Below are 19709 nucleotides of genomic sequence, written 5' to 3' on the forward strand. Positions count from 1 at the left end.
CAGCGCATGGCGGGCTTCAGCCGCGAGGGCGGCCGGCATGGGCTGACGGTGGCAATCAAGGCGGAATGCCGTATCGGCCCAGGTCGCACTCAGACGGTCATCGAGCTGGAGAGTGCCGCGCCCGGGAAACCCTTGAGCCTGGCCGGGTCCCGGCCCGGTTCCGCCGAAATCAGCGCCTGCATCACGTGATGCTGGACGCGATGCCCACTCTCCTCCATGCCCACGAAATACACAAAACGGCCATCAAACTTGGCCTGCGCCCCCTCCAGGGCGGTGTCGGCCTGAAGGGCTCGCTTCAGCGACTTCATCCACGCCCGCTCAGGTGTGCGATCAAGCTCCATAACAACGGCGGTGCCACCGCAGTCCAGGGACGTGCTCTCGACACGCAGCACGCGGGGCGAAGCAGGATCGGTTACAGGTCGATGCATGGCGAGAGCTCCAGTGTCGAAGATGGCGGCAGTAATCCACGGCCGCTGCCAAAATGCCGTCAACAAACATCGGGCTCTTTCCACGCCACTTCGACAGTATTGGCAACACCTGCCCCAGCTTCGCCCCGGGCTGACATTCCACACGCGCAGCGTTGATGCAGCACAGCACACACTGCAGTTCCCGAGGCAATACAGGCATGCGCGCATGCAACCCGATATGAGCCAGCGCAGGTGCAACCTGCTGCTGGTGGAAGATCAGTTCGATCTGGCCGCACTGATGGAGCAGGCGCTCGAAGACGGAGGGGGCCAGGTAACCCATGCGTACAGCGTGTTTGATGCGATGGGGCTGTTGGAGAAGCAGACGTTCGATGGCGCCGTGCTGGATGTGGAGCTTCGTGACGGCGTGGTCTTTCCGGTCGCCGATCGCTTGACCGAGCTTGGCATCCCGTTCCTGTTTGTGTCTGCGGTCTATGACCAACTGGTACCACAGCGCCACCGAAGCGCGGCCTTCGTGGGCAAACCTTTCCACATCGCCCAGTTGCAGCAGGCCGTCCAACGCGTGATGGGCGATGCCTGCACGACCTTGACCACGCACTGATCCTGCGTCGCAGTCAACTCAGTGGGGTGTCAGCAAGGGAAAACCCATTTCACTTGTCCTGCGCCGCCCTGCGAAATTCGGGAGGGTCGGCCTACAGCAGCGCATCGACCAGTCAGGCCGCTTTAGCATAGGGTTCGACGATCGAGAGGAGCTTTTCCATCGCGGTAGCTCCCGCCTGGTTCGTCGCCGCCCGTTGGATGAAACTGGTCCAGTCAGCAAGGGCGACCATCCGCAGCTCACCCGCACTGACTGACAGGCAGCGCATTGGCCAGAACGGCAACCGCCGTTGCCCGACACGCCCGCGAGCAAGCTCCATCAGGTCGGTGTGACTGCCGGCGCCGCTGACGCGGGAGAAGGCCACATCCAGCCCATCGGCGGGGCCCTCCATGTATTGCAGGAAGTGCCGGCCGTCGAATAGAAGGACGCCGGTCACACCCGCTGATCGGTTGAAGCGGGCCGCATCTTCCATCAGTGCTTCCAAGCGCGCGGACGTGAATCCAGCGACGGCTTCGCTGACATAGACAATCGCTCTGTTCGGCATGGTGGCGCTCCTGCTCTCCCGGTCGCTCAATCTAAGGCCGGTGTCGTTGAGAGACCGTAAACGCCAAACGTGAATTGGTCACATATTGCCCGGCGAACCGGGGTTTTTAACAGCATTTCCGTTGCATTCCGCCATGGCGCGCCGAAATGCCTGATTTTCAAGTCAACAGGATTGGCTGGCCCGCCGCCGAAGCGGCGCCCGCCGCTCCCATCTCCGCCAGATAGGCTGAAAATCCCCCTGTCGCGCGTCCTGCCAGGCGGGCACTGGTCATGACGAGCGGCGCACCCGCCCACCGCACATCAGCGCCGAGGCGCTGCAATGTCCTCACCAGCTGGACGTCCTCCCCGCAGTGCAGCGGCGAAAAGCCGCCTGCCGCACGATAGGCCTGGGCGGAAACACCCAGGTTCGCACCGTGGATACGCCCATGATCGTCCCCCCATTGCTGCCGCCTCCGGAACGCCTTGCGCAGGCGCTCCTCGGCGCTGCAGTTCGTTGCGATGTCCACCAGCCCGCAGAAGACGTCCGGGCGTGCCTCAAGCTGTGCGATCAGCCACTCAGGAGGTACCTCGCTGTCCGCGTCCGTGCTCGCCAGCCATCTTGCACCCCGACCCAGCAGCTCGGCGGCGGCGGCGGCCCGGGCGATGCCCACGCAGCGTGCATCCAACCGCAGCGTATCAACCCGTTGCTGGGCGCAGATGGATTCCGTGGCGTCCGAACAATCGTCCAGCGCAACAATCACCTCCACCGCTTCGCCACCCAGCCCGGGATTCAGGGCCGCCCTCCTGATCGACTGCAGGCACCGCTCCATGCTGGCGGCCTCGTTGTGGGCTGGAACCAGCACGCCTATCACCGCAGGCCCTCCAGTCGGGCCAACGACATCGCGCCGCGCGCCCAGCCCTGCAGTACGAAGTCCGCCTCGCGATAGTGGAAGGCCTCCTGCAGGCCTTCACCCAAGCATCGATGCACGACCTCGGTGCGGCTCGCGCGCCCCGGGAACGAGGGCAGCCAATGGCAGGCCACCAGCAGCCCGTCATCGCGAAGCGCTTCCCCGATACCGGCGCGCAGCTCGCGCAGCGCGCCGGCTCCCAGGTAGTAGCCCATTTCGCCGCAGACGATCAGATCGAAGCGGCCCGGCGGCCATTGCTCGGGATGGCTGGCGCAGTGGACCTGCACGTGCGGCAGGTGGGCCAGGTTGCGGCGGGCCTGGAACGCAGCACGCGGGCTGATGTCGGTTGCCAGAAGTCGCTCGCAACGGGCGGCCAGGGCCTCGGTCAGTACGCCATTGGAACAACCCAGCTCCCACCCGCGAGTGAAATGACGCTGGCTCAGGCTTGCCAGTAGCAGTGCACGCTTGCGTTCTTCATACCATCGGCTTCGGTAGCCGAACGGGTCCTCCTGCTCATGCAGGTCATCGAAGTACGGTTGCGCGCTCATGCCAGGAATACCTCGTAGTTTCGGAAGAATCGGGTCAGTACATGCGCGGGCAGCACCGGAGGGCTGTTCAAGCCCGGCACGTCGCCCGTCTGCGTCCGGAAATGCGCGATCGCGTTTCGTTTCGCGGCCGCCACTGCTGAAATGTCGACCAGTCTGGGCACCTCCCACGCCATATGTGCACAGGCCGGATCCAACCAGTGCCATCCCCAGACCGGGTACTCCAGACGGCGGCACCCCACCGCCCGGGCGGCGCGGCAGGCAGCACGCCCTGCCGCTTCATGGTCGGGGTGGCCATCAAACCGCCATGGCGCCAGGACCAGGTCACGCGGCTGCAGATGCTGTTGCAGCCAGCCTTCCAGGCCCTGTTCGTGCGTGCTGACCGCGCCGTCGGCGATACCCAGGTGAAATATGGAACCGGCCGGGATGCCGAGTTCGCCAAGGGCCGCGGCAAGCTCCGCCCGCCGTGCCGACCGCAAGCGCCCTGGCGTCCACCACGGCTCGCCCGGATAGCATGCTTCGCCGTCCGTCACGGCAACGACGCTCACCTCCATGCCCTGCCCCACTGCGTGATGGAGCAGTCCGCCACAGCCGAGGATTTCGTCATCCGGGTGCGGCGCGACCACCACCAGGCGGTCATGCCCGGTGCACAGCCCGCTTGCCGGTGTGATCGGCTGCTGCCAGAGCCAATGGCAGCGCAGCCATGCCTGCTCCTGGGTTCCTTCGCCTTGCAGCGGTGCATTGGCTACAGCGCCCATGTCGCCTCCTGGGCCGCCCGCTGCACACCCAACCACTCCCAATCGCGGTCGGCGTGGTTCTGGCGAAGGAACACGGCCAGGTCCGCGCAGCGGTGGGCATGGGCGTCTTCCAGGCACATGGGGGCCGGGCCCAGAGCCCGACCCGCCAGATCCAGCACGCGCGTGGCCGCACGCTCGATCACGCAACGTACCCGCACCACGTCCTCGCGATGCGCCGATTCGGGCTCGGCATCGATGCGTGCCGCCAGTTCGCGAAGCAGCGCCGCGGCCGGCGCCAGCGCGAGGTCCACTTCGCCCAGTAGACGTGCGCGATTTCCCTCGGTGCAGGCGGATCGCATGCGCTCGGCCAGCGCGACCGCTGCGCCAAACCAGACCGCCGCAATACCCGCGCCTCCATGCCAGAAGCCCGGTCGCTGCAGATAGTCATCGCGCGCGCCCAGTATCACCATCGGCGCGGCATCAAAGCGCACGGTGGTGGACGGAATCCCGGCCATGCCGACGGCGGGCCAAGGCTCACCCGACAGCGTCGTCCAGTGCTCCGCCGCGACCTGGCATAGCCACACCCCCTGAGCGCTGCGAACCGTGACCAATGCGGCATCCACCCAGGCGCTGCCCGAACACCAGGGCTTGTCCCCGCGCAGCCTGCCCTCGGCGTCGATGCGGAGTGTGCTCGCCGGGCCCTCTGCGGCCCACACCGCCCACAGTTGGCCTTCAGTAGCCGACGGTGCCTTCAACTCGGCCATGATCGCCTGCGCGTCGTAGTGTGCCTCCAGCACCTTGGCCAGGCAGAGATCTTCGCCCCCCAACGCCGCAAGCGCCCTCCAACGATCCAGTGTCTGCCCGCATCCCGGTAATGGCAGTTCAGGCTGCTGGACGAGTACCTGGCGGGCGCGGTTGATCAATGATGATGGCGGCGTCACATCCTGCATGAGGGCTTCTGCAATGAAGATATGTCATGAACGTAGGCGGCAGGCGGTCACATCACTGTCTTGGAGGTGTGGCGGGCACATGAATGCCCTGCGCAGTGATCCTCACGCACCTGTCCCACGCCGTTGCTGCCTCACGCGCAGGCACTGCTGCAATTCCCACAGCCATGGCAGCACCACCAGCACCAGCGACGGCAAAAGAACGAGCCACCAGGCCTCAAGCGCCGCAGGATCCACGCTCAGCGACCACCGCGGCTGCGCGTGCCAGCCGACCCAGCCCAGCAGGACCCACGGCGCGGCATCGAGCACGCTGTGCACGTGCTGCTCCGCTGGACTGATACGCCGGCGACCGTCCGCGCTGACGGTGTCGAAATAGCCGGTGATCGCGTGTGCGATCACCAGAAGCGCCAGGAGCGCGACGAGTGACCGAGTATTCTCCAGCAGGAGCCATGCCAGCACGCCACTACCAATCAGCAGTAGCTGCAGCCCGTGCAATGCGCTTTCCCGCAACGCAGAGGTGTGCGGCAGGTCGGTACGCCGGTGGAAATGGAAGTCGAGCCAACCGGCGGCCAACCAGAGCGCATAGACGCACGTCATGATGATCGCGCTCATGGCGGCATGCTCAAGGTGTCAATACGATCTTGCGGCAGTCGTCGTCCTTCGCATCAAACATTGCATAGCCTTGCGCTGCATCGGCCAGGCGCATCCGGTGCGAGATGATGTCACCCGGGTCCAGCTTTCCTTCCATGATTGCGTCGAGCAGTTCCGGCATCAGTCCCTGCACGTGGGTCTGCCCCATCTTGAACGTCAGCCCCTTGTCGAACGCGTCACCCAGCAGGAAGCCATGGATGAAGCCGGCGTAGACGCCCGGGATGCTGACCACCCCGCCGCGGCGTGCTGCCGCGATGCACTGCCGGATCGCCACGCCGCTGCTGCCTTCCAGTTTCACGGCGGTCAATGCTGACTCCAGCGCACTGCCCTCGGCCTCGAAGCCTACCGCCTCAATGCAAGCGTCCACGCCCCGCCCGCTGGTCTGGGTAAGGATGTAGTCCGCCGGGTCTTCGGTCGCCTTGAAGTCAATGGGCGTAACACCGTAAGCACGGCGCGCGTAGTCCAGGCGGTAACGAAGATGGTCGACCATGAAGATGGTCTCCGCCCCCAGCAGCCGGCAGCAGGCCGCGCTCATCAGCCCTACCGGGCCCGCACCGAAGATGGCCACCGTTGAGCCCGGCTTCACCCCTGCGTTCAGCGCGGCCTGGTAGCCGGTGGGGAGGATGTCAGACAGGAACAGGACCTGCTCGTCGGCTACGCCTTCCGGAATACGTAGCGGGCCCATATTCGCCTTGGGCACGCGCACGAACTCCGCTTGGCCACCGGCAACCCCGCCATACAGATGGCTGTATCCGAACAGCGCGGCCGGCGGCAGAAGGCCCTTCTGATTCAGCGCGGCGCCCTTGCCGGTATTGGTGGTTTCGCAGGCGGCATACTCGGCCAGCCGACAGTGGAAGCACTCACCACAGGCGATCACGAAGGGAATCACCACCCGATCCCCCGGGTTGACCTGGGTGACGCCGCTGCCGACCTCTTCCACGACGCCCATGAATTCGTGGCCCAGCACATCGCCGTCGTGCAGATCGGGAATCTTGCCCCTATACAGATGCAGGTCCGAGCCGCAGATGGCGGTAGCGGTAACACGCAGGATCAGATCGTCGTCAGCCGCCAGTACCGGGTCCGGCACGGTCTCGACACGTACATCCTTGCGGCCGTGGTAGGTCAATGCCTGCATCGCGCTTCTCCAGCAAGAGGGGGTTCCAGCATCGCAACACCCCCCTCCCCCTGCGGTGACATCCCGGTGTGCATGGTGTTCATTTCGCGACGTCACCGCGTTAACCGGATTGATTGCACGCTTCAACCTCCTGCTGTAGGAGCAACCCATGACCGACAAACTCCCCTTCAATCCGACCACGGACGTGGATGATCAGTCGAAGGCACATACGCCGGACAAGCGGCGCAATGATCGAGCCAGATGGAAGGAGCACGACATGCCCGACGATGGCGATGGGCCCAAGGCTGTACCCGAGGACTACGAGCGTCCTGATCCCGATCCCACAGGGAAACGTTGAGACCACATCACATTCTGGATGCGCAGCAATCACAAGTCATGGCGCTGCGACCGAGCAAGCTTCATGCATGGTCTCTGGAACAGCCTGAACGAGGTGTTGCATGTGGAAGCGCAACGGTCTCTCGCTGGTGCTGCTTGTGCTCACCGTCGTATTCATTGGTGGGCAGGCAATTGCGGGACATCACGTGCACAACCAGGAGCTGGTGCAGCACGGACGCACGCCGATCGATCTCTGGCACTACCTGGCAACCGGGCATTTCGTCAGCGCCACATTTGAGAACTGGGAGAGCGAATTCCTGCAGATGGGGATGTACGTGCTTCTGACGGTCAGCCTGCGCCAGCGCGGTTCGGCCGAATCGCGGCCCTTGGACCCTGCGCAGGAACAGAATCGCATCGAGCCGGGGCCGACGCCTTGGCCCTTCAGGCGTGGTGGCGCATGGAAAGTCATCTACGGGCACTCGCTTGCGATCGCCTTCGGCCTGTTGTTCCTGACCAGCTTTACGCTGCACGCATTGGGAAGCTGGCGAGCCGAACAAGCCGAGCAGCAGCTGCAGGGCCTGCCAGTGCCGGGCTTTCTCGAGCACCTGGCCAGCAGCACGTTCTGGTTCGAATCCATGCAGAACTGGCAAAGTGAGTTTCTGGCCGTGCTGTCTCTGGTTGTGCTGACCATCTTCCTGCGCCAGAAGGATTCGCCACAGTCCAAGCCGGTCGAAGCGCCCCATGCCCAGACAGGAGATTGAGGCATGGCACGCCGCCCTTCTACCGCCCTGCTGATCATCGACATGTTCAGTCGTTTCGACTTCCCAGGTGCAGATGCGCTGGCGCCAGCGGCAGAGAAGGCGGCCCGGCAGATCCGCCGCCTGAGAGACCACTTCGATGACCAAGGGTGGCCAGTCATCTATGCCAATGACAACTTCTCAGATTGGAAGCGGGACTTCCGCCAGCAAGTGGAGCAGTGCCAGCGGGACGGGGGGACGGCTGCCCGAATTGCCACAACCCTCTCCCCCCTGCCCGGCCACTATTTCGTGCTCAAGCCCAAGCACTCGGCGTTCCTCGCCAGTCCCTTGCCGATTCTGCTGGCCAAGCTGGGAGTACGCCGTCTTTGCCTCACTGGCATGACGGCCGACTCGTGTGTCCTGGCCACGGCGCTGGACGCCAACGCCAGGGAGTTCGAGGTCGTGGTGGCATTGGAAGCTGTGGCGGCGATGCCCTCCCAGAAACGGCGTGCACTGGCAGTGCTGGTGAACTCGGGTGCAGCCCGGGTCGCTCGACTTTCGTCGCTGGTCTCTGCGTAATCGGCAGGGTCAAACCGAGGCAGCTCAGGCCCGGTCCGCTACACCTTGTACACCGGCATGACCGGCGCAATGTGCACAGCAGAAGATCTGGCCCTTTCCTTCAACGCCATGTCCGATAACTGCGCAGTCGCAATGTGCACAGCGCGGTGCGAATGCATGGATGGCGCACTCGAACGAATCGAAGGTTCCGCTGCGTCCGCCCTGCTGCAGGGTGAAACTCTTGTCGTAGTTGTTGCCGCAGACATCACAGGTGGCCATGTCGCACCTCTTTGTGCGTAAGGGAGGTGCAGTGTGGTGAGCGCGGGTGTCGGTGGCCGTGAACGCAGCGTGTCCAGGAGGTCCAGAATACGCATTGCAAGGTACTCGTAGAACGTGCCCCGCCCAGTAGACGGGTGGGCTGTCCAAGCGTGCGTTCCGCCTGGTCAAACTCTTGCCGCGTTCTGCATCGGTTGGGATGCGGCACGTTTCCGGATCGGTAGCGAAGAACCCGCACGCGAGGGCCGGCTGCAGGGCGGCGATCCAGTTCCAGTGAGCCCATCGCGGCTGTGATGCCGGACGGTCATCGAGGCAACATCGACCTAGACCCGCAATGCCTCCAGCACCAGGCTGAACGCCGGGGAAGGCTGCCGCCTGCTCGGGTAATACAGATGATAGCCGGGGAACAGCGGGCACCAGTCCTCCAGTACCCGCACCAGGCGGCCGCTTTCCAGATGGGGTGCCAGCTCATCAACGGGCAGATGCACCAGGCCCAGGCCATCAAGCGCGGCATCGACCATGTGCGGTGACGTGCTGAACACCAGCGGGCCATCCACGCGCACATTGATCTCGCGACCCTTCTTCTCGTACTCCCACACATACAGTCCACCGCTGGTGGGAAGACGGATGTTGATGCACCGGTGACCAGTCAGATCGCCCGGCACCTTCGGCATTCCGTGCGCAGCGAAGTAGCCCGGCGTCCCTGCGGTGGCCATGCGCAGGCGTGGGCCGATGGGCAGGGCGACCATGTCCTTGTCGATGGATTCGCCAAGGCGAACACCGGCGTCGAAGCGGTCGGCAACGATGTCACGCAGTGCATAGCTGACATCGAACTCGATGCGGATGTCCGGATAGCGGTGCAGCAGCGGCATCAGCTTGGGCAGCAGCACCGTGCGCAGTACGTGGTCGCCACTGGTGATCCTGATCTGCCCGGCCGGTGTGTCCCTCAATGCAGTAAGAGCTTCGAGCTCCATTTCGATGTCGTCGAAGTGGTTGCCGATCGACTGCAGCAGGCGCTCGCCTGCCGTGGTCGGCGAAACGCTGCGCGTCGTGCGCGTCAGCAGCCGAATACCGAGACTCTCTTCCAGGGTCTTGATGGCCTGACTCAGTGCGGACTGGGTAACCCCCAGCACGCCCGCCGCACGGGTGAAGCTGCCCTCCCGCGCTACGGTCACGAAAGCCAGCAGGTCATTGAAGTTGCGTCGTGCCATGCGTGCAGTGTGTCACAGGGATTGATTAGCGCAACTAATTGACCCATTCGAAATTGATTATCTAATCAAACGCCAGCGTGTGGTCCAGACTGGCCCCCTCCCCCACCACGGGAGGTCCGGCCGCCGGAACCTTCCGCCGTTGTCGCCCTTCTGGGCCTGGATACCTTCATGAGTTCACTCAATCTCCCCCCGGCTGGGGCAGGCATGGCCGCGCCTGTCCGCTCGGCATCCCCCAGGGAATGGGGCGCGGTGTTGGCCCTGTCACTCGGCGCCTTCGCGCTGGTCGCTTCCGAATTCATGCCGGTCAGCCTGCTGACGCCCATCGCCACCGACCTGCAGGTCAGTGAAGGCCAGGCAGGCCAGGCGATCGCGGTGTCCGGTGCATTTGCACTGGTCACCAGCCTGCTGGTCTCGCCACTGGCCGGGCAGCTGGACCGCAAATGGCTGCTGCTGGGCCTCACTACCGCAATGATCCTCTCGGGAACGCTGGCGGCACTGGCGCCCAGCTTCCCGGTGTTCATGCTGGGCCGTGCGCTGATCGGCGTGGCCATCGGTGGCTTCTGGGCCATGTCGGCGGCCACCGCCATGCGCCTGGTTCCTTCGCACCAGGTGCCCCGTGCACTGGCCATCGTCAACGGCGGCAACGCGCTTGCCACGGTCATTGCAGCGCCGATGGGCAGCTACTTCGGCGCCATCATCGGTTGGCGCGGCGCGTTCTTCTCGCTGGTGCCGGTGGCTGTGGTGGCCCTGTTGTGGAAGATCGCCGCGCTGCCATCGATGAAGGCGACCGCCGGGCGCGCTTCGTGGAATGTGTTCGCGCTGTTGAAGCGCCCGCCGGTGGCGTGGGGCATGGCGGGCGTGAGCCTGTTCTTCATGGGCCAGTTCTCGCTGTTCACCTACCTGCGCCCATTCGTGGAAGCCACGCTGCACGTATCGCCTTCGACGTTGTCACTGTTGCTGCTGTTGATGGGTGCTGCGGGCCTGGCCGGCACGTTGTTGATCGAGCCCTTCGTGCACAAGGCACTCTTCCGCACACTGGTGCTGCTGCCCGTACTGATGGCCGTGGTGGCTGGGTGCATGATCCTGCTCGGCAACACGCTGCCGAGGGTGGCGGTGTTGTTCGCCCTGTGGGGCTTGCTTGGCACGTCGGCGCCCGTGGCCTGGTGGTCGTGGCTGGCCCGCACTTTGCCCGATGACGGCGAGGCCGGTGGCGGCCTGATGGTGGCCGTGGTGCAGATGGCCATCGCCATCGGTGCGACCGTGGGCGGCCTGCTGCTGGACCACCAGGGCTACCGCGCCACGTTCTGGTTCAGCGCTGTCCTGCTGATGGGCTCGGCGGTGACGTCTTGCATCGCTGCGCGCTCGGTGCAGCACCATCGCCTGCCTGTCCATTCCTGAAGGAGTTCCCCATGCACTACACCTCTCTGGGCCGCTCGGGCCTGAAGATCAGCCGGCTGGGTCTTGGCACCATGAACTTCGGCGAGCTTGCCGACGAGCCGACCAGCTTCGCCATCATGGATGCCGCCGTGGATGCCGGCATCAACTTCTTCGACAGCGCCGACGTCTACGGCGGACCGCAGTCCCCGGGCATGGCGCAGGGCTTCGGCCTCTCCGAAGAGATCATTGGGCGCTGGCTCAAGCGCAGTGGCAAGCGTGATGGCCTGGTACTGGCGACCAAGGTGTACCAGCCGATGGGGCTGGGCCCGAATGATCGCCGGCTGTCGGCGTACCACATCCGCCGCGCCTGCGAGGCCAGCCTGCGCCGACTGCAGACCGACCACATCGATCTGTACCAGATGCACCATGTGGACCGGGCCACGCCATGGGAAGAAATCTGGCAGGCCATGGAACAGCTGATCCGCGAAGGCAAGATCACCTACGTGGGCAGCAGCAACTTTGCCGGCTGGGACATCGCCACCGCCCAGGGCGTGGCCACCGCGCGGCACACCTTCGGCCTGGTGGCCGAGCAGAGCCTGTACAACCTGACCCAGCGCACGGTGGAGCTGGAAGTGATCCCGGCACTGCGCTACCACGGGTTGGGCCTGATCCCCTGGAGCCCGATCGGCATGGGCCTGCTGGGAGGCATGCTGAAGAAGGTCGCCAATGGCCGACGCGCTACCCCGCAGCTCCTGCAGCGTATCGAACAGCTGCGCCCGCAGCTGGAAGCGTATGAAACGTTCTGCGATGAGCTGGGCGAGGTGCCCGCCGACGTGGCGCTGGCCTGGCTGCTGCACAACCCGGTGGTGACCACCGCGCTGAGCGGGCCGCGCACGGTGGACCAGCTTTTGCAGAACCTGAAGGCCCCTGCCCTGAAGCTCTCAGATGCCTCACTGGCTCGACTGGATGCGATCTGGCCTGGCCCCGGTGGCGAGGCGCCCAATGCCTACGCCTGGTAATCCCCCAACTCCTGGAGTACTCCCCATGTCCATGCTTCTCGGCACGTTGATATCCATGGCTGCGCCTGCCACCGGCGGCGGCCCGGCCAGTGACGATCTGAGCATAACGCCTGCTGGCAGCGCATCTTCCGTGGCGGGCCCCGCTGACTACTTCACCGGCAACGTGCGCATCGACGGCGGCTTCCAACGCCCTGCGCCGGCACGCGTAGGCGGTGCAACGGTCACATTTGAGCCCGGCGCACGCACGGCCTGGCACACCCACCCGCTGGGCCAGACCCTCATCGTGACAGCGGGCGTGGGCTGGGTGCAGCAGTGGGGTCAGCCACGCCAGCAGATCCGTCCGGGTGACACCGTGTGGATCGCCCCGGGCGTGAAGCACTGGCATGGCGCAAGTGCCGCAGTGGCGATGACCCACATCGCGATTGCCGAGGCGGTGGATGGCAGCCCGGTGACGTGGCTGGAGAAAGTAAGCGACGAACAGTATTCGGAGATGCGCGAATGAAGACGCTGCTGCTTTCTCTGGTCCTCGCGGCCATCCCCCTCACTGCAGTTGGACAGGACATGGCCCACGGCGCGGACAACTTCTATCACAGCACTCAGCTCACCAGCGAGAAGGTGCGCTTCAACAACCAGTACCACATGCAGATCGTCGGCAATCTTTACGTGCCGAAGAACCGCAGGCCTGGGCAAGCATTACCCGCCATCATCGTGGGCCATCCCATGGGCGCGGTGAAGGAGCAGAGTGCGGATCTCTACGCACAGAAGCTGGCTGAACAAGGTTTCGTGACCCTGGCTATCGACCAGTCATTCTGGGGTGAAAGTGCGGGCGAGCCCCGCAATGCAGTTGCGCCGGACATCTATGCCGAGGCCTTCAGTGCAGCCGTCGATTACCTGGGCACGCAGCCACAGGTGGATCGCGAACGGATCGGCTTGCTTGGCATCTGCGGCAGTGGCAGTTTCGTGATCAGTGCGGCCAAGATCGACCCGCGCATGAAAGCCATTGCTACCGTCAGCATGTACGACATGGGCGCTGCGAACCGCAGTGCCCTCAACCGCTCGCAGAGCGTTGAGCAGCGCAAGGCCGTGATTGCTGCTGCCGCGCGCCAGCGTTGGGTCGAAGCCGAGGGCGGCGCCGCACAGTACACCTCCGGCACGGTGCATAGGCTTGAGGCAGAAACTCATCCGATCCAGCGCGAGTTCTACGACTTCTACCGAACGCCGCGTGGCGAATTCACGCCGGCCGGCTCATCACCGCAGCTCACCACCCACCCGACGCTGACCAGCAACGTGAAGTTCATGAACTTCTATCCGTTCAACGACATCGAGACCATCTCCCCGCGTCCGATGTTGTTCATTGCGGGTGATCAGGCGCATTCAAAGGAATTCAGTAAGGAGGCCTACCGGCTGGCGGGACAACCGAAGGAACTGCTGTGGGTGAAGGGTGCAGGCCATGTGGATCTGTACGACCGCACCGATCTGATTCCGTTTGCAGCGCTGGGGGCGTTCTTCCGGAAGAGCCTGGACGGAAGCATGTGACAGGCCAACGCCCCCCCCCTGGCCTCACCCCGTCCGCAGCATCGCCACCAGCAACCCCATCAGGGCACTCCCCGCCGCCAGACTCAGCCACACCCTCCCAACACTGCGGGCACTGAAGACGCCCGCAGCAACGGCAATGAACAGCACGAACCCCAGCAGTGAACTGGCCAGGACCGAAACGGCTGTCCTTACCCCTGCCAGCACGGGCAACAACAACGCCAGTGCCGTGGCCGTAACGGCAGTGATCAGGTATCCGCCCAGCGAGGCGGCCAGCACGCGGCTCGCCACCTGCCAGCGATAGGCCGGTTCCCGCCCGGCCGGAGGCTTGGCCGGGCGCGCCGCCTCCTGCGCCCGTGGCCAGCGGCGCTGCAGCATCAGGGCCATTCTTGCCAGCATCAACCCGAATGCCAGTGCGACCAGCTCCACGCCGGCCTGCTGCCATGCACCGCGCTGCAGATACATCAGCATGCCTTGACCGGTGGTTGCCATGTTCACCAGCGGCAGTGCCAGGCACAGCGCTGCGGCCAGCCACAGCTGCTCGATCCAGGCCAGGCGAGGTGGGCGCCAAAGCGCGTGCAGCACCGAGGCAGCGCAGGCCGCAAGAAAAATGCGTATTTCCCACGCACTGCGACCGCTCATTTCCAATGGCAGCAACCGATTGCCATACAGGTAGACGATGCTTGCCAGCGCCACCCCGGCCAGCGATGCCACGTTGAAGGCTTCCACGCAGCGGTAGATGCCCGCCGTGGCCGCGCCGAACTCATGCTCGCTGCGCTTGCGCCGCTTGATGGAGAACAGCAGCGTGCCGATGGCGATCATCGCCGTGCCCAGCAGGCCGCTGATGAAGTACAGCCACTTCATCGGCCAGCCGCCGAAATCGGCCTTGTGCAGTGCTTCGATGGTTTCGTGCACCTGTACGGCGCCAATGACATGCGGATGTGCACCATGCTGTTGCAGCAGCGCGCCGCTGGCAGCATCGAACGTCACCCGGCTGGCCTCGGTCAGCAGATGCCTGTCTGCGCGCCCCACGGGCTTGCGACCGATCACCTCCACCACGCTGTGCACGGTGCCGGGCGCCTGGATCACGATCAATGCCGGCGGCTGCCCGATGATGGCCTGCGCGCGTGCCAGCAGGTGCTGCAGGTCCGGTAGTTGCGCGGTGGATACCAGGATGCCTGGCGGAGTCGGCTGCACAGGCGCCAGCTCGGCTTCGTAGCGCGCATAGGCGTCATCGGCATCGCCATAGGCCGCATGCACCGGCCACGGCAGATAGCTGCTGTAGAAGAAGGTCAGCCCGGTGTAGCCGATCATGAACAGGAACGGCAGGGTCAGCACGGCACTCAGGTTGTGCGCATCCAGCCAACTGCGCTGTCCCTTGCCCGGGCGGAAGGTGAAGAAGTCCTTGAAGATGCGTTTATGCACCACCACGCCGGACACCAGCGCCAGCAGCATGCAGGCGGTGATCCAGCCGACCAGCCAGTAGCCGGCCATGCCGCCGTGCAGGGTGTAATGGAAGGACATGAAGTTGCGCCCGCCTTCGGTTTCCCGAAGACGAGGTGGAGGCTGTGGCATGCCGGCGCGGGCATCCACCCAGCGTTCGTGCGCAGTGCCGTCGCCATCCTCCCATGACAGCTCCAGCGGCCAGCCGTGCTGCGCAGGCCAACGGATCTGCCATGCCCGGGCATCGGCGGCGTTGGCGGCCAGCCAGTGCTGCGCACGCACCGCCTGCGTTGCGGTGTCCACCGCTGGCGAGGAGACCGGCACGGGGCCGGCCTCCATCCATCGCGTGATCGGCTCACGGAACACGCTGAGCGTGCCGGTCAGGAAAATCGCGCACAACAACCAGCCACAGGTGAGGCCGCACCAGGTGTGCAGCCACGACATGCTCTGCCGAAAGCCCGCTTTCATGCCTGCCCCGTGGCGGGCAGGCCGTTGCCCCGCCGGCTACGGAAGGTCACAGCGAGCCGCGCAGCGTCAGCATCACATTGCGGGGTTCGCCAAAGAAGTTGCCGCGGCGGATCTGGCTGATCATCGCGTAGTAGCGGGTGTCGAACAGGTTGGCCACGTTGACGCCTACGCTCCAGCGCGGATTGATCCGGTAGCCGGCCCGCAGGTCCCACACGGCACGTCCCGCTGCGCCCATGCGCCAGTCCGGGTCGTCGTAGGCCGGATAGGAGTAGCTGCTCTGTGCCGATACACCACCGCCCACGGAGAACGCGTTCCACTTGCCCGGCAGCTGGTAGGACGTCGACAGGCGCAGCAGGTGGCGGGGCGTCTCGGCGCTGATGGTCGCGCCCTCATCGTCGCGGCTGGTGACGTGGGTATAGCCCGCCATCATCTGCCAGCCCGGCGCCAGTTCGCCGCTGGCCTCCAGCTCAAAGCCCTTGCTGCGCAGCTTGCCGCCATTGCGGTAGCAATCGGACGACGCCAGCGAGCCACGGCAGCTGCCCGGGTCGGATTCGTCCACCACGGCGTTGCCGGTCTTGCGGATGGAGAACACTGCGGCGGAGACATTCAGGCGGCCATCGTTCAACTCACCCTTCACGCCCAGCTCGTAGTTGGCGCCGATGGCCGGATCCAGCACCGAGCCGGACGCGGTGACGTACGAGCTCTGCGGCTGGAAGGTATCGGCGTAGCTGGCATAGACCGACCATTGCGGACCCAGGTCGTAGACAAGGCCGGCGTACGGGGTGAATTCGTGCTTCTGTTCGTAGTCGCGGCTCTTGGCGCCGGTGAAGCCATCGCTGGACTGGTACTTCACCCAGCTCAACCGGCCACCCAGCGTGAGGTGCAGCGGTTCTGCCAGCTGCAGGCGCAGGTTGCTGTACACGCCGCTCTGCTGGGCGCGGGCGTTTTCTGACCAGTCCCACGCGGGCTGCATCGGCTGCGCAATGGCGCTGTGGTCGGGTGCGTAGACATCAATCGGCACGTCGATGGCCAGGTCCGCCGAGCTCTGGCGGGTACGCTGGCGCGACCACATCGCGCCCAGCAGCAGCTGATGGCTGCGGCCGAAGGCGTCGAAACTGCCGGTGGTGTGCAGGTCGATGCCATCACTACGCACGCGCGAGCGGTTGAAATAGATGTCATAGAAGCGCGAACCGATGCCGGTGGCGCGGTCCACCCCGCCCAGCGGAACCGCGACACGCTGGTCCAGGTCCGACTCGGTGCGGTTCACCGACAGGCGTGCCTTCCAGCGTTCGTTGAAGCGGTGCTCCGCCTCTGCAAAGGCTTCGTCGACGGAGCCCTCCTGCCGGTTCCAGTCCTGGATGAGCGAGGTGGAACGCTTGATGTCCAGCGCACCGCCATCGGTGTAGCGCGGCAGGCCGAACAGCCAGTAGCCGTCGGTGTCACTGGCCTGATGGCGCAGGCCGAAGGTCAGCGTGGTATCCGTGCCCAGATCGGCATCGATCACCCCATAGGCCACCGGCGTCTTCGATGAGGTGCCCCGCTGGAAGTAATCGCGGTCCTGGTAGGCGGCGACCAGTCGGCCGCGCACGCTGCCGGCGGCATTGAGCGGGCCACCGCCATCGACTTCGACACGGTAGTTGTCCCACGAGCCCACGGTTGCGGCCAGATCCAGATGAGCCTGGTCGCGCGGGCGCTTGCGCACCATGTTGATTGCTCCGCTGGGGTCGGCTGCACCCAGCATCATGCCACCAGCACCGCGCAGCACTTCAACGCGCTCCAGTACCGCGGTGTCGATCGGCAGCCAACCCACGGGCGCATAGACGATGCCGGCCACGCCGTCGACCAGATAGTTGCTGTCGTCCACGGTAAAGCTGCGGATCGAGAACTTGTGGTTGCCGAAGTTGCGGGCGGTCTTGGTCACACCCGTGGTCTGCGCCAGGGCCTCGTCCAGCGTGGTGAGGTTGCGGTCGTCCAGCTGCTGGCGGGTGATCACGCTGACCGACTGCGGGGTCTGGCGGATGCTCTGCCCCAGCTTGCCCAGGCTCAGTTCACGTGCCGTGTAAGCGCCATCGCTTGGGGCATTGGCGGTCACGTTCACGGTCTGCAGGGTGGTCTGGGCCTCCTTGCTGCGCGCAGGTGTTGCTGCTTCCTGGGCCAGGGTGAACACGCCCGGACGGGTGGCATTGACACGCACGCCACTCCCCTCCAGCAGGCGCGCCAGTGCCTCCTGCGGCGTGTAGCTGCCGGTCAAGGCCGGGGCGCGACGGCCCGCCACCGCCGATTCGCTGAACAGCACCTGCTGCCGGGACTGCTCGGAAAAGCGGCGCAGTGCGGCATCCAGCGGTTGCGCCGGAATATCGAACTGCACGCGCGCAGCCGGCTGCGCCTGTGCAATGGTCGGCGCTGCCAGCGCGCTGGAAATGCACAGTGCCAGCAACGGCAGCCGCTTGGCGTGTACCCCCGTAGAGAACGCGCCAGCAACAAGTGCGCGCTTGATCTTCATGTACCCCATTACCGCTCCATCATGCTTGGCCGCTACTGGCCTCACTGGGGTAAACGGAAAATGGCGGTGGGGTGGGAACCCGCGCCGGAAGAAATTTTCGTTCCGGCGTCAGCGGGTGACAGGCCGTTCGTCGATGCGATAGCCGCCCTGGGCAGTGCGGGTCACCTGCACGGGCAACAGATCCGGCAGCGCTTCCAGGAAGGTGGCCGGGGCATCGGTGGCTGCGTAGCCGGAGACCGGCAGGAACTTCAGCCCTGGCTGGCCCAACGTGACGGGATGGCCCAGATACTGCCCGACCTCCTGCGCCACTTCGTCCAGCGGGGTGCGCCGGAACACCAGGCGTCCATTGCGCCAACCGCCAATGCTGTCTGCGCTTGCGGCGATGGGGCGATAAGCAGCGGTGAGCGTGGTAACGGCCAGGCCCTGTTCGGCGCGCAGGCTGACCGGCGAGGCACCTTCGGCGCGATCCGGCTGCACCCGCACGTGCCCATGCAGCACCTTGACCACGACTTCGCCCGGCCCATTGCGCACATTGAAGGCCGTGCCGACCACCGTCACCCGGCTGCGCTGGGCATCGACGGTGAAGGGTCGGTCGGCCGCCGGGGCGACCTCGAAGAACGCCTCGCCCTGGCTGAGCACCACTTCACGACGGGACCCATAGAAATGCACCGCCAGCGTGCTGCGTGCATTGAGTGAAATCCGTGAGCCGTCCGGCAATTGAAGATCACGTATCTCGCCCGCACCGGTGGCCACGTCCTGTACGTAGCTGGGCGCGGTGTACCAACCGTAGCCGACGTACCCCAAGGCCAGCATTGCCGCGGCGGCAGCCGCCGCAATGCGGGGCAGGCGCCACGAGCGTGCACGCCGCGCCGCCCTGCCCCGCCGTAGAGCGGCAGGTGCAGGTACTGCTGGGGTGATCACCGCATGCGCGTCCGAGGCCAGTACGGGGCGTGGCAGCAGGCCCAGGTCGTGCCAAGTTCTGGTCACATCGGCGAACGCCTGTCGGTGCGCTTCGCTCCCGGCCAGCCAGTGCTGCAGGGCCGCCTCTTCTTCCGGTTGCCAGTCCTCATCCTGCCGCCGCACCATCCATGCGGCGGCCGCCTCATGCAGGGCAAACGGGTCGGAACCTGCGGCAGAAGGGAGATCGGTCATCGGGAGGGAAAATCAGCATCGATGGCAGGCGCCAACGCCTCGCCCGCCTTGGTCGGGCGATGCAGTTCCTGCATCTGTGCCAGAGACGCATAGCGTACCCGCACTTCGCAGTAGGCAACCGCTCGCGACAGGTGCTTGACCACCATGCGGCGGGAGATCTGCATGCGAGCGGCCACGTCCTCCTGGGTCAGCCCATCGAAGCGGCAGAGCACGAAGGCCTCGCGTTGACGTTCCGGCAGCTCGGCCAGCGCTTCTCGCAGGCGCTCCAGGCGCTGCCGCTGGGCGCTGAGCTGCAACGGGCACTGTGATTCATCGCTGGTGATGGCTTGGCCCGCATCCTCGGCATCTGCCAGTGGCAGGGTCTGGAGACGGCGACCTGCGGTGTGCTCACGATACTCATCGGCCACGGTGTTCATCACCGTTCGCCGGAAATAGGCGCCTTGCTGGTCGCACGAGGCCAGTGCAGGGTTTGCCGCCAGCCATTTGACTGCACCGTCGTGCAGGGCGTCCTCACCGTCCGCACCTCTGACACGCGCAAGGCTGCGCAGAATGGGCCCGCGCCAGCGGGCATAGGCTTTCGCAAGGAGGTTGCCGCCCATTGGCGAGACGTCTTCCGGAATGCCTGCCTCCGTGGACGAGGCCCGATCTG

The 19709-nt window shown here is 65.3% G+C and carries 22 protein-coding genes; 8 read left to right on the forward strand and 14 right to left on the reverse strand.

What is annotated here, in order from left to right; translation table 11 throughout:
* Positions 1 to 89: 89 nt before the first annotated feature.
* Entirely contained in the window at positions 90 to 428 is a 339-nt protein-coding gene (locus ABE423_RS00390; RefSeq protein ID WP_253143148.1) for a hypothetical protein, read from the reverse strand.
* A 205-nt stretch (positions 429 to 633) separates the two neighbouring features.
* On the opposite strand from ABE423_RS00390, the gene ABE423_RS00395 reads away from it, so the two are divergent.
* A complete protein-coding gene (locus tag ABE423_RS00395; protein WP_125893275.1) occupies positions 634 to 1026 on the forward strand; it encodes a response regulator in 393 nt (130 codons plus the stop codon).
* Positions 1027 to 1138: 112 nt separating this feature from the next.
* Here ABE423_RS00395 and ABE423_RS00400 read toward each other — a convergent pair whose 3' ends face one another.
* From ABE423_RS00400 to ABE423_RS00430, 7 genes are all read right to left on the reverse strand, one after another.
* Entirely contained in the window at positions 1139 to 1567 is a 429-nt protein-coding gene (locus tag ABE423_RS00400; RefSeq protein ID WP_125893192.1) for a BLUF domain-containing protein, read from the reverse strand.
* A 157-nt stretch (positions 1568 to 1724) separates the two neighbouring features.
* Entirely contained in the window at positions 1725 to 2417 is a 693-nt protein-coding gene (locus tag ABE423_RS00405) for a glycosyltransferase (protein WP_197615159.1), read from the reverse strand.
* Positions 2414 to 3001: an SAM-dependent methyltransferase gene (locus ABE423_RS00410; RefSeq protein WP_346484577.1), complete on the reverse strand. Its 588-nt coding sequence runs from the start codon at positions 2999 to 3001 to the stop codon at positions 2414 to 2416. Before ABE423_RS00410 ends, ABE423_RS00405 begins: the two co-directional genes overlap by 4 nt.
* Complete coding sequence (locus tag ABE423_RS00415) at positions 2998 to 3756, reverse strand: PIG-L family deacetylase (RefSeq protein ID WP_197615161.1); 759 nt, start codon at positions 3754 to 3756, stop codon at positions 2998 to 3000. Before ABE423_RS00415 ends, ABE423_RS00410 begins: the two co-directional genes overlap by 4 nt.
* Positions 3744 to 4685 carry an acyl-CoA dehydrogenase gene (locus ABE423_RS00420; RefSeq protein WP_197615162.1) on the reverse strand — a complete coding sequence of 314 codons (942 nt, stop codon included), beginning with the start codon at positions 4683 to 4685 and terminating at the stop codon, positions 3744 to 3746. The genes ABE423_RS00415 and ABE423_RS00420 overlap by 13 nt, the downstream gene beginning before the upstream one ends.
* Before the next feature lie 102 nt (positions 4686 to 4787).
* Positions 4788 to 5294, reverse strand: coding sequence for a hypothetical protein (locus ABE423_RS00425; protein ID WP_346484578.1), 507 nt, complete (start codon positions 5292 to 5294; stop codon positions 4788 to 4790).
* Between the two features lie 10 nt (positions 5295 to 5304).
* Positions 5305 to 6468, reverse strand: coding sequence for a zinc-dependent alcohol dehydrogenase (locus tag ABE423_RS00430; RefSeq protein WP_346484643.1), 1164 nt, complete (start codon positions 6466 to 6468; stop codon positions 5305 to 5307).
* A 148-nt stretch (positions 6469 to 6616) separates the two neighbouring features.
* Between ABE423_RS00430 and ABE423_RS00435 the strand changes: the two genes are divergently transcribed.
* The 3 genes from ABE423_RS00435 (at position 6617) to ABE423_RS00445 (ending at position 8099) form a co-directional block, all read left to right on the forward strand.
* Positions 6617 to 6805, forward strand: a complete 189-nt coding sequence (locus ABE423_RS00435) for a hypothetical protein (protein ID WP_080355380.1) — start codon at positions 6617 to 6619, stop codon at positions 6803 to 6805.
* 100 nt (positions 6806 to 6905) lie between these two features.
* Positions 6906 to 7544 carry a DUF6766 family protein gene (locus tag ABE423_RS00440; protein WP_197615163.1) on the forward strand — a complete coding sequence of 213 codons (639 nt, stop codon included), beginning with the start codon at positions 6906 to 6908 and terminating at the stop codon, positions 7542 to 7544.
* A gap of 3 nt (positions 7545 to 7547) precedes the next feature.
* A complete protein-coding gene (locus ABE423_RS00445; protein WP_346484579.1) occupies positions 7548 to 8099 on the forward strand; it encodes a cysteine hydrolase in 552 nt (183 codons plus the stop codon).
* Between the two features lie 24 nt (positions 8100 to 8123).
* Here ABE423_RS00445 and ABE423_RS00450 read toward each other — a convergent pair whose 3' ends face one another.
* Positions 8124 to 8357, reverse strand: a complete 234-nt coding sequence (locus ABE423_RS00450; RefSeq protein ID WP_049422290.1) for a hypothetical protein — start codon at positions 8355 to 8357, stop codon at positions 8124 to 8126.
* A 320-nt stretch (positions 8358 to 8677) separates the two neighbouring features.
* Positions 8678 to 9565, reverse strand: a complete 888-nt coding sequence (locus ABE423_RS00455; protein WP_197615165.1) for a LysR family transcriptional regulator — start codon at positions 9563 to 9565, stop codon at positions 8678 to 8680.
* Positions 9566 to 9733: 168 nt separating this feature from the next.
* On the opposite strand from ABE423_RS00455, the gene ABE423_RS00460 reads away from it, so the two are divergent.
* Genes ABE423_RS00460 through ABE423_RS00475 form a run of 4 tightly spaced genes read left to right on the forward strand, consistent with a single transcriptional unit; the run spans position 9734 to position 13497 of the window.
* Positions 9734 to 10963 (forward strand): MFS transporter, encoded by a 1230-nt coding sequence (locus tag ABE423_RS00460; protein ID WP_346484580.1) that lies wholly within the window; start codon positions 9734 to 9736, stop codon positions 10961 to 10963.
* Positions 10964 to 10974: 11 nt separating this feature from the next.
* On the forward strand, positions 10975 to 11961 hold the full coding sequence (locus tag ABE423_RS00465; protein ID WP_346484581.1) for an aldo/keto reductase: 987 nt from the start codon (positions 10975 to 10977) through the stop codon (positions 11959 to 11961).
* Positions 11962 to 11986: 25 nt separating this feature from the next.
* A complete protein-coding gene (locus ABE423_RS00470) occupies positions 11987 to 12463 on the forward strand; it encodes a cupin domain-containing protein (protein ID WP_065723301.1) in 477 nt (158 codons plus the stop codon).
* Positions 12460 to 13497: an alpha/beta hydrolase gene (locus tag ABE423_RS00475; RefSeq protein ID WP_346484582.1), complete on the forward strand. Its 1038-nt coding sequence runs from the start codon at positions 12460 to 12462 to the stop codon at positions 13495 to 13497. Before ABE423_RS00470 ends, ABE423_RS00475 begins: the two co-directional genes overlap by 4 nt.
* A 24-nt stretch (positions 13498 to 13521) precedes the next feature.
* On the opposite strand, the gene ABE423_RS00480 is transcribed toward ABE423_RS00475, so the two are convergent.
* The 4 genes from ABE423_RS00480 to ABE423_RS00495 form a co-directional block, all read right to left on the reverse strand.
* Positions 13522 to 15381, reverse strand: a complete 1860-nt coding sequence (locus ABE423_RS00480) for a PepSY-associated TM helix domain-containing protein (RefSeq protein ID WP_346484583.1) — start codon at positions 15379 to 15381, stop codon at positions 13522 to 13524.
* A gap of 70 nt (positions 15382 to 15451) precedes the next feature.
* The gene (locus tag ABE423_RS00485; RefSeq protein ID WP_346484584.1) at positions 15452 to 17908 is read right to left on the reverse strand and encodes a TonB-dependent siderophore receptor; all 2457 of its coding nucleotides are present in this window, start codon (positions 17906 to 17908) and stop codon (positions 15452 to 15454) included.
* A 108-nt stretch (positions 17909 to 18016) separates the two neighbouring features.
* Positions 18017 to 19060, reverse strand: coding sequence for a FecR domain-containing protein (locus tag ABE423_RS00490; RefSeq protein WP_346484585.1), 1044 nt, complete (start codon positions 19058 to 19060; stop codon positions 18017 to 18019).
* On the reverse strand, positions 19057 to 19659 hold the full coding sequence (locus tag ABE423_RS00495; protein ID WP_346484586.1) for a sigma-70 family RNA polymerase sigma factor: 603 nt from the start codon (positions 19657 to 19659) through the stop codon (positions 19057 to 19059). The genes ABE423_RS00490 and ABE423_RS00495 overlap by 4 nt, the downstream gene beginning before the upstream one ends.
* Between the last annotated feature and the right edge of the window lie 50 nt (positions 19660 to 19709).

The organism is Stenotrophomonas sp. TWI1409 (assembly GCF_039673015.1).
Lineage (GTDB): Bacteria > Pseudomonadota > Gammaproteobacteria > Xanthomonadales > Xanthomonadaceae > Stenotrophomonas > Stenotrophomonas maltophilia_A.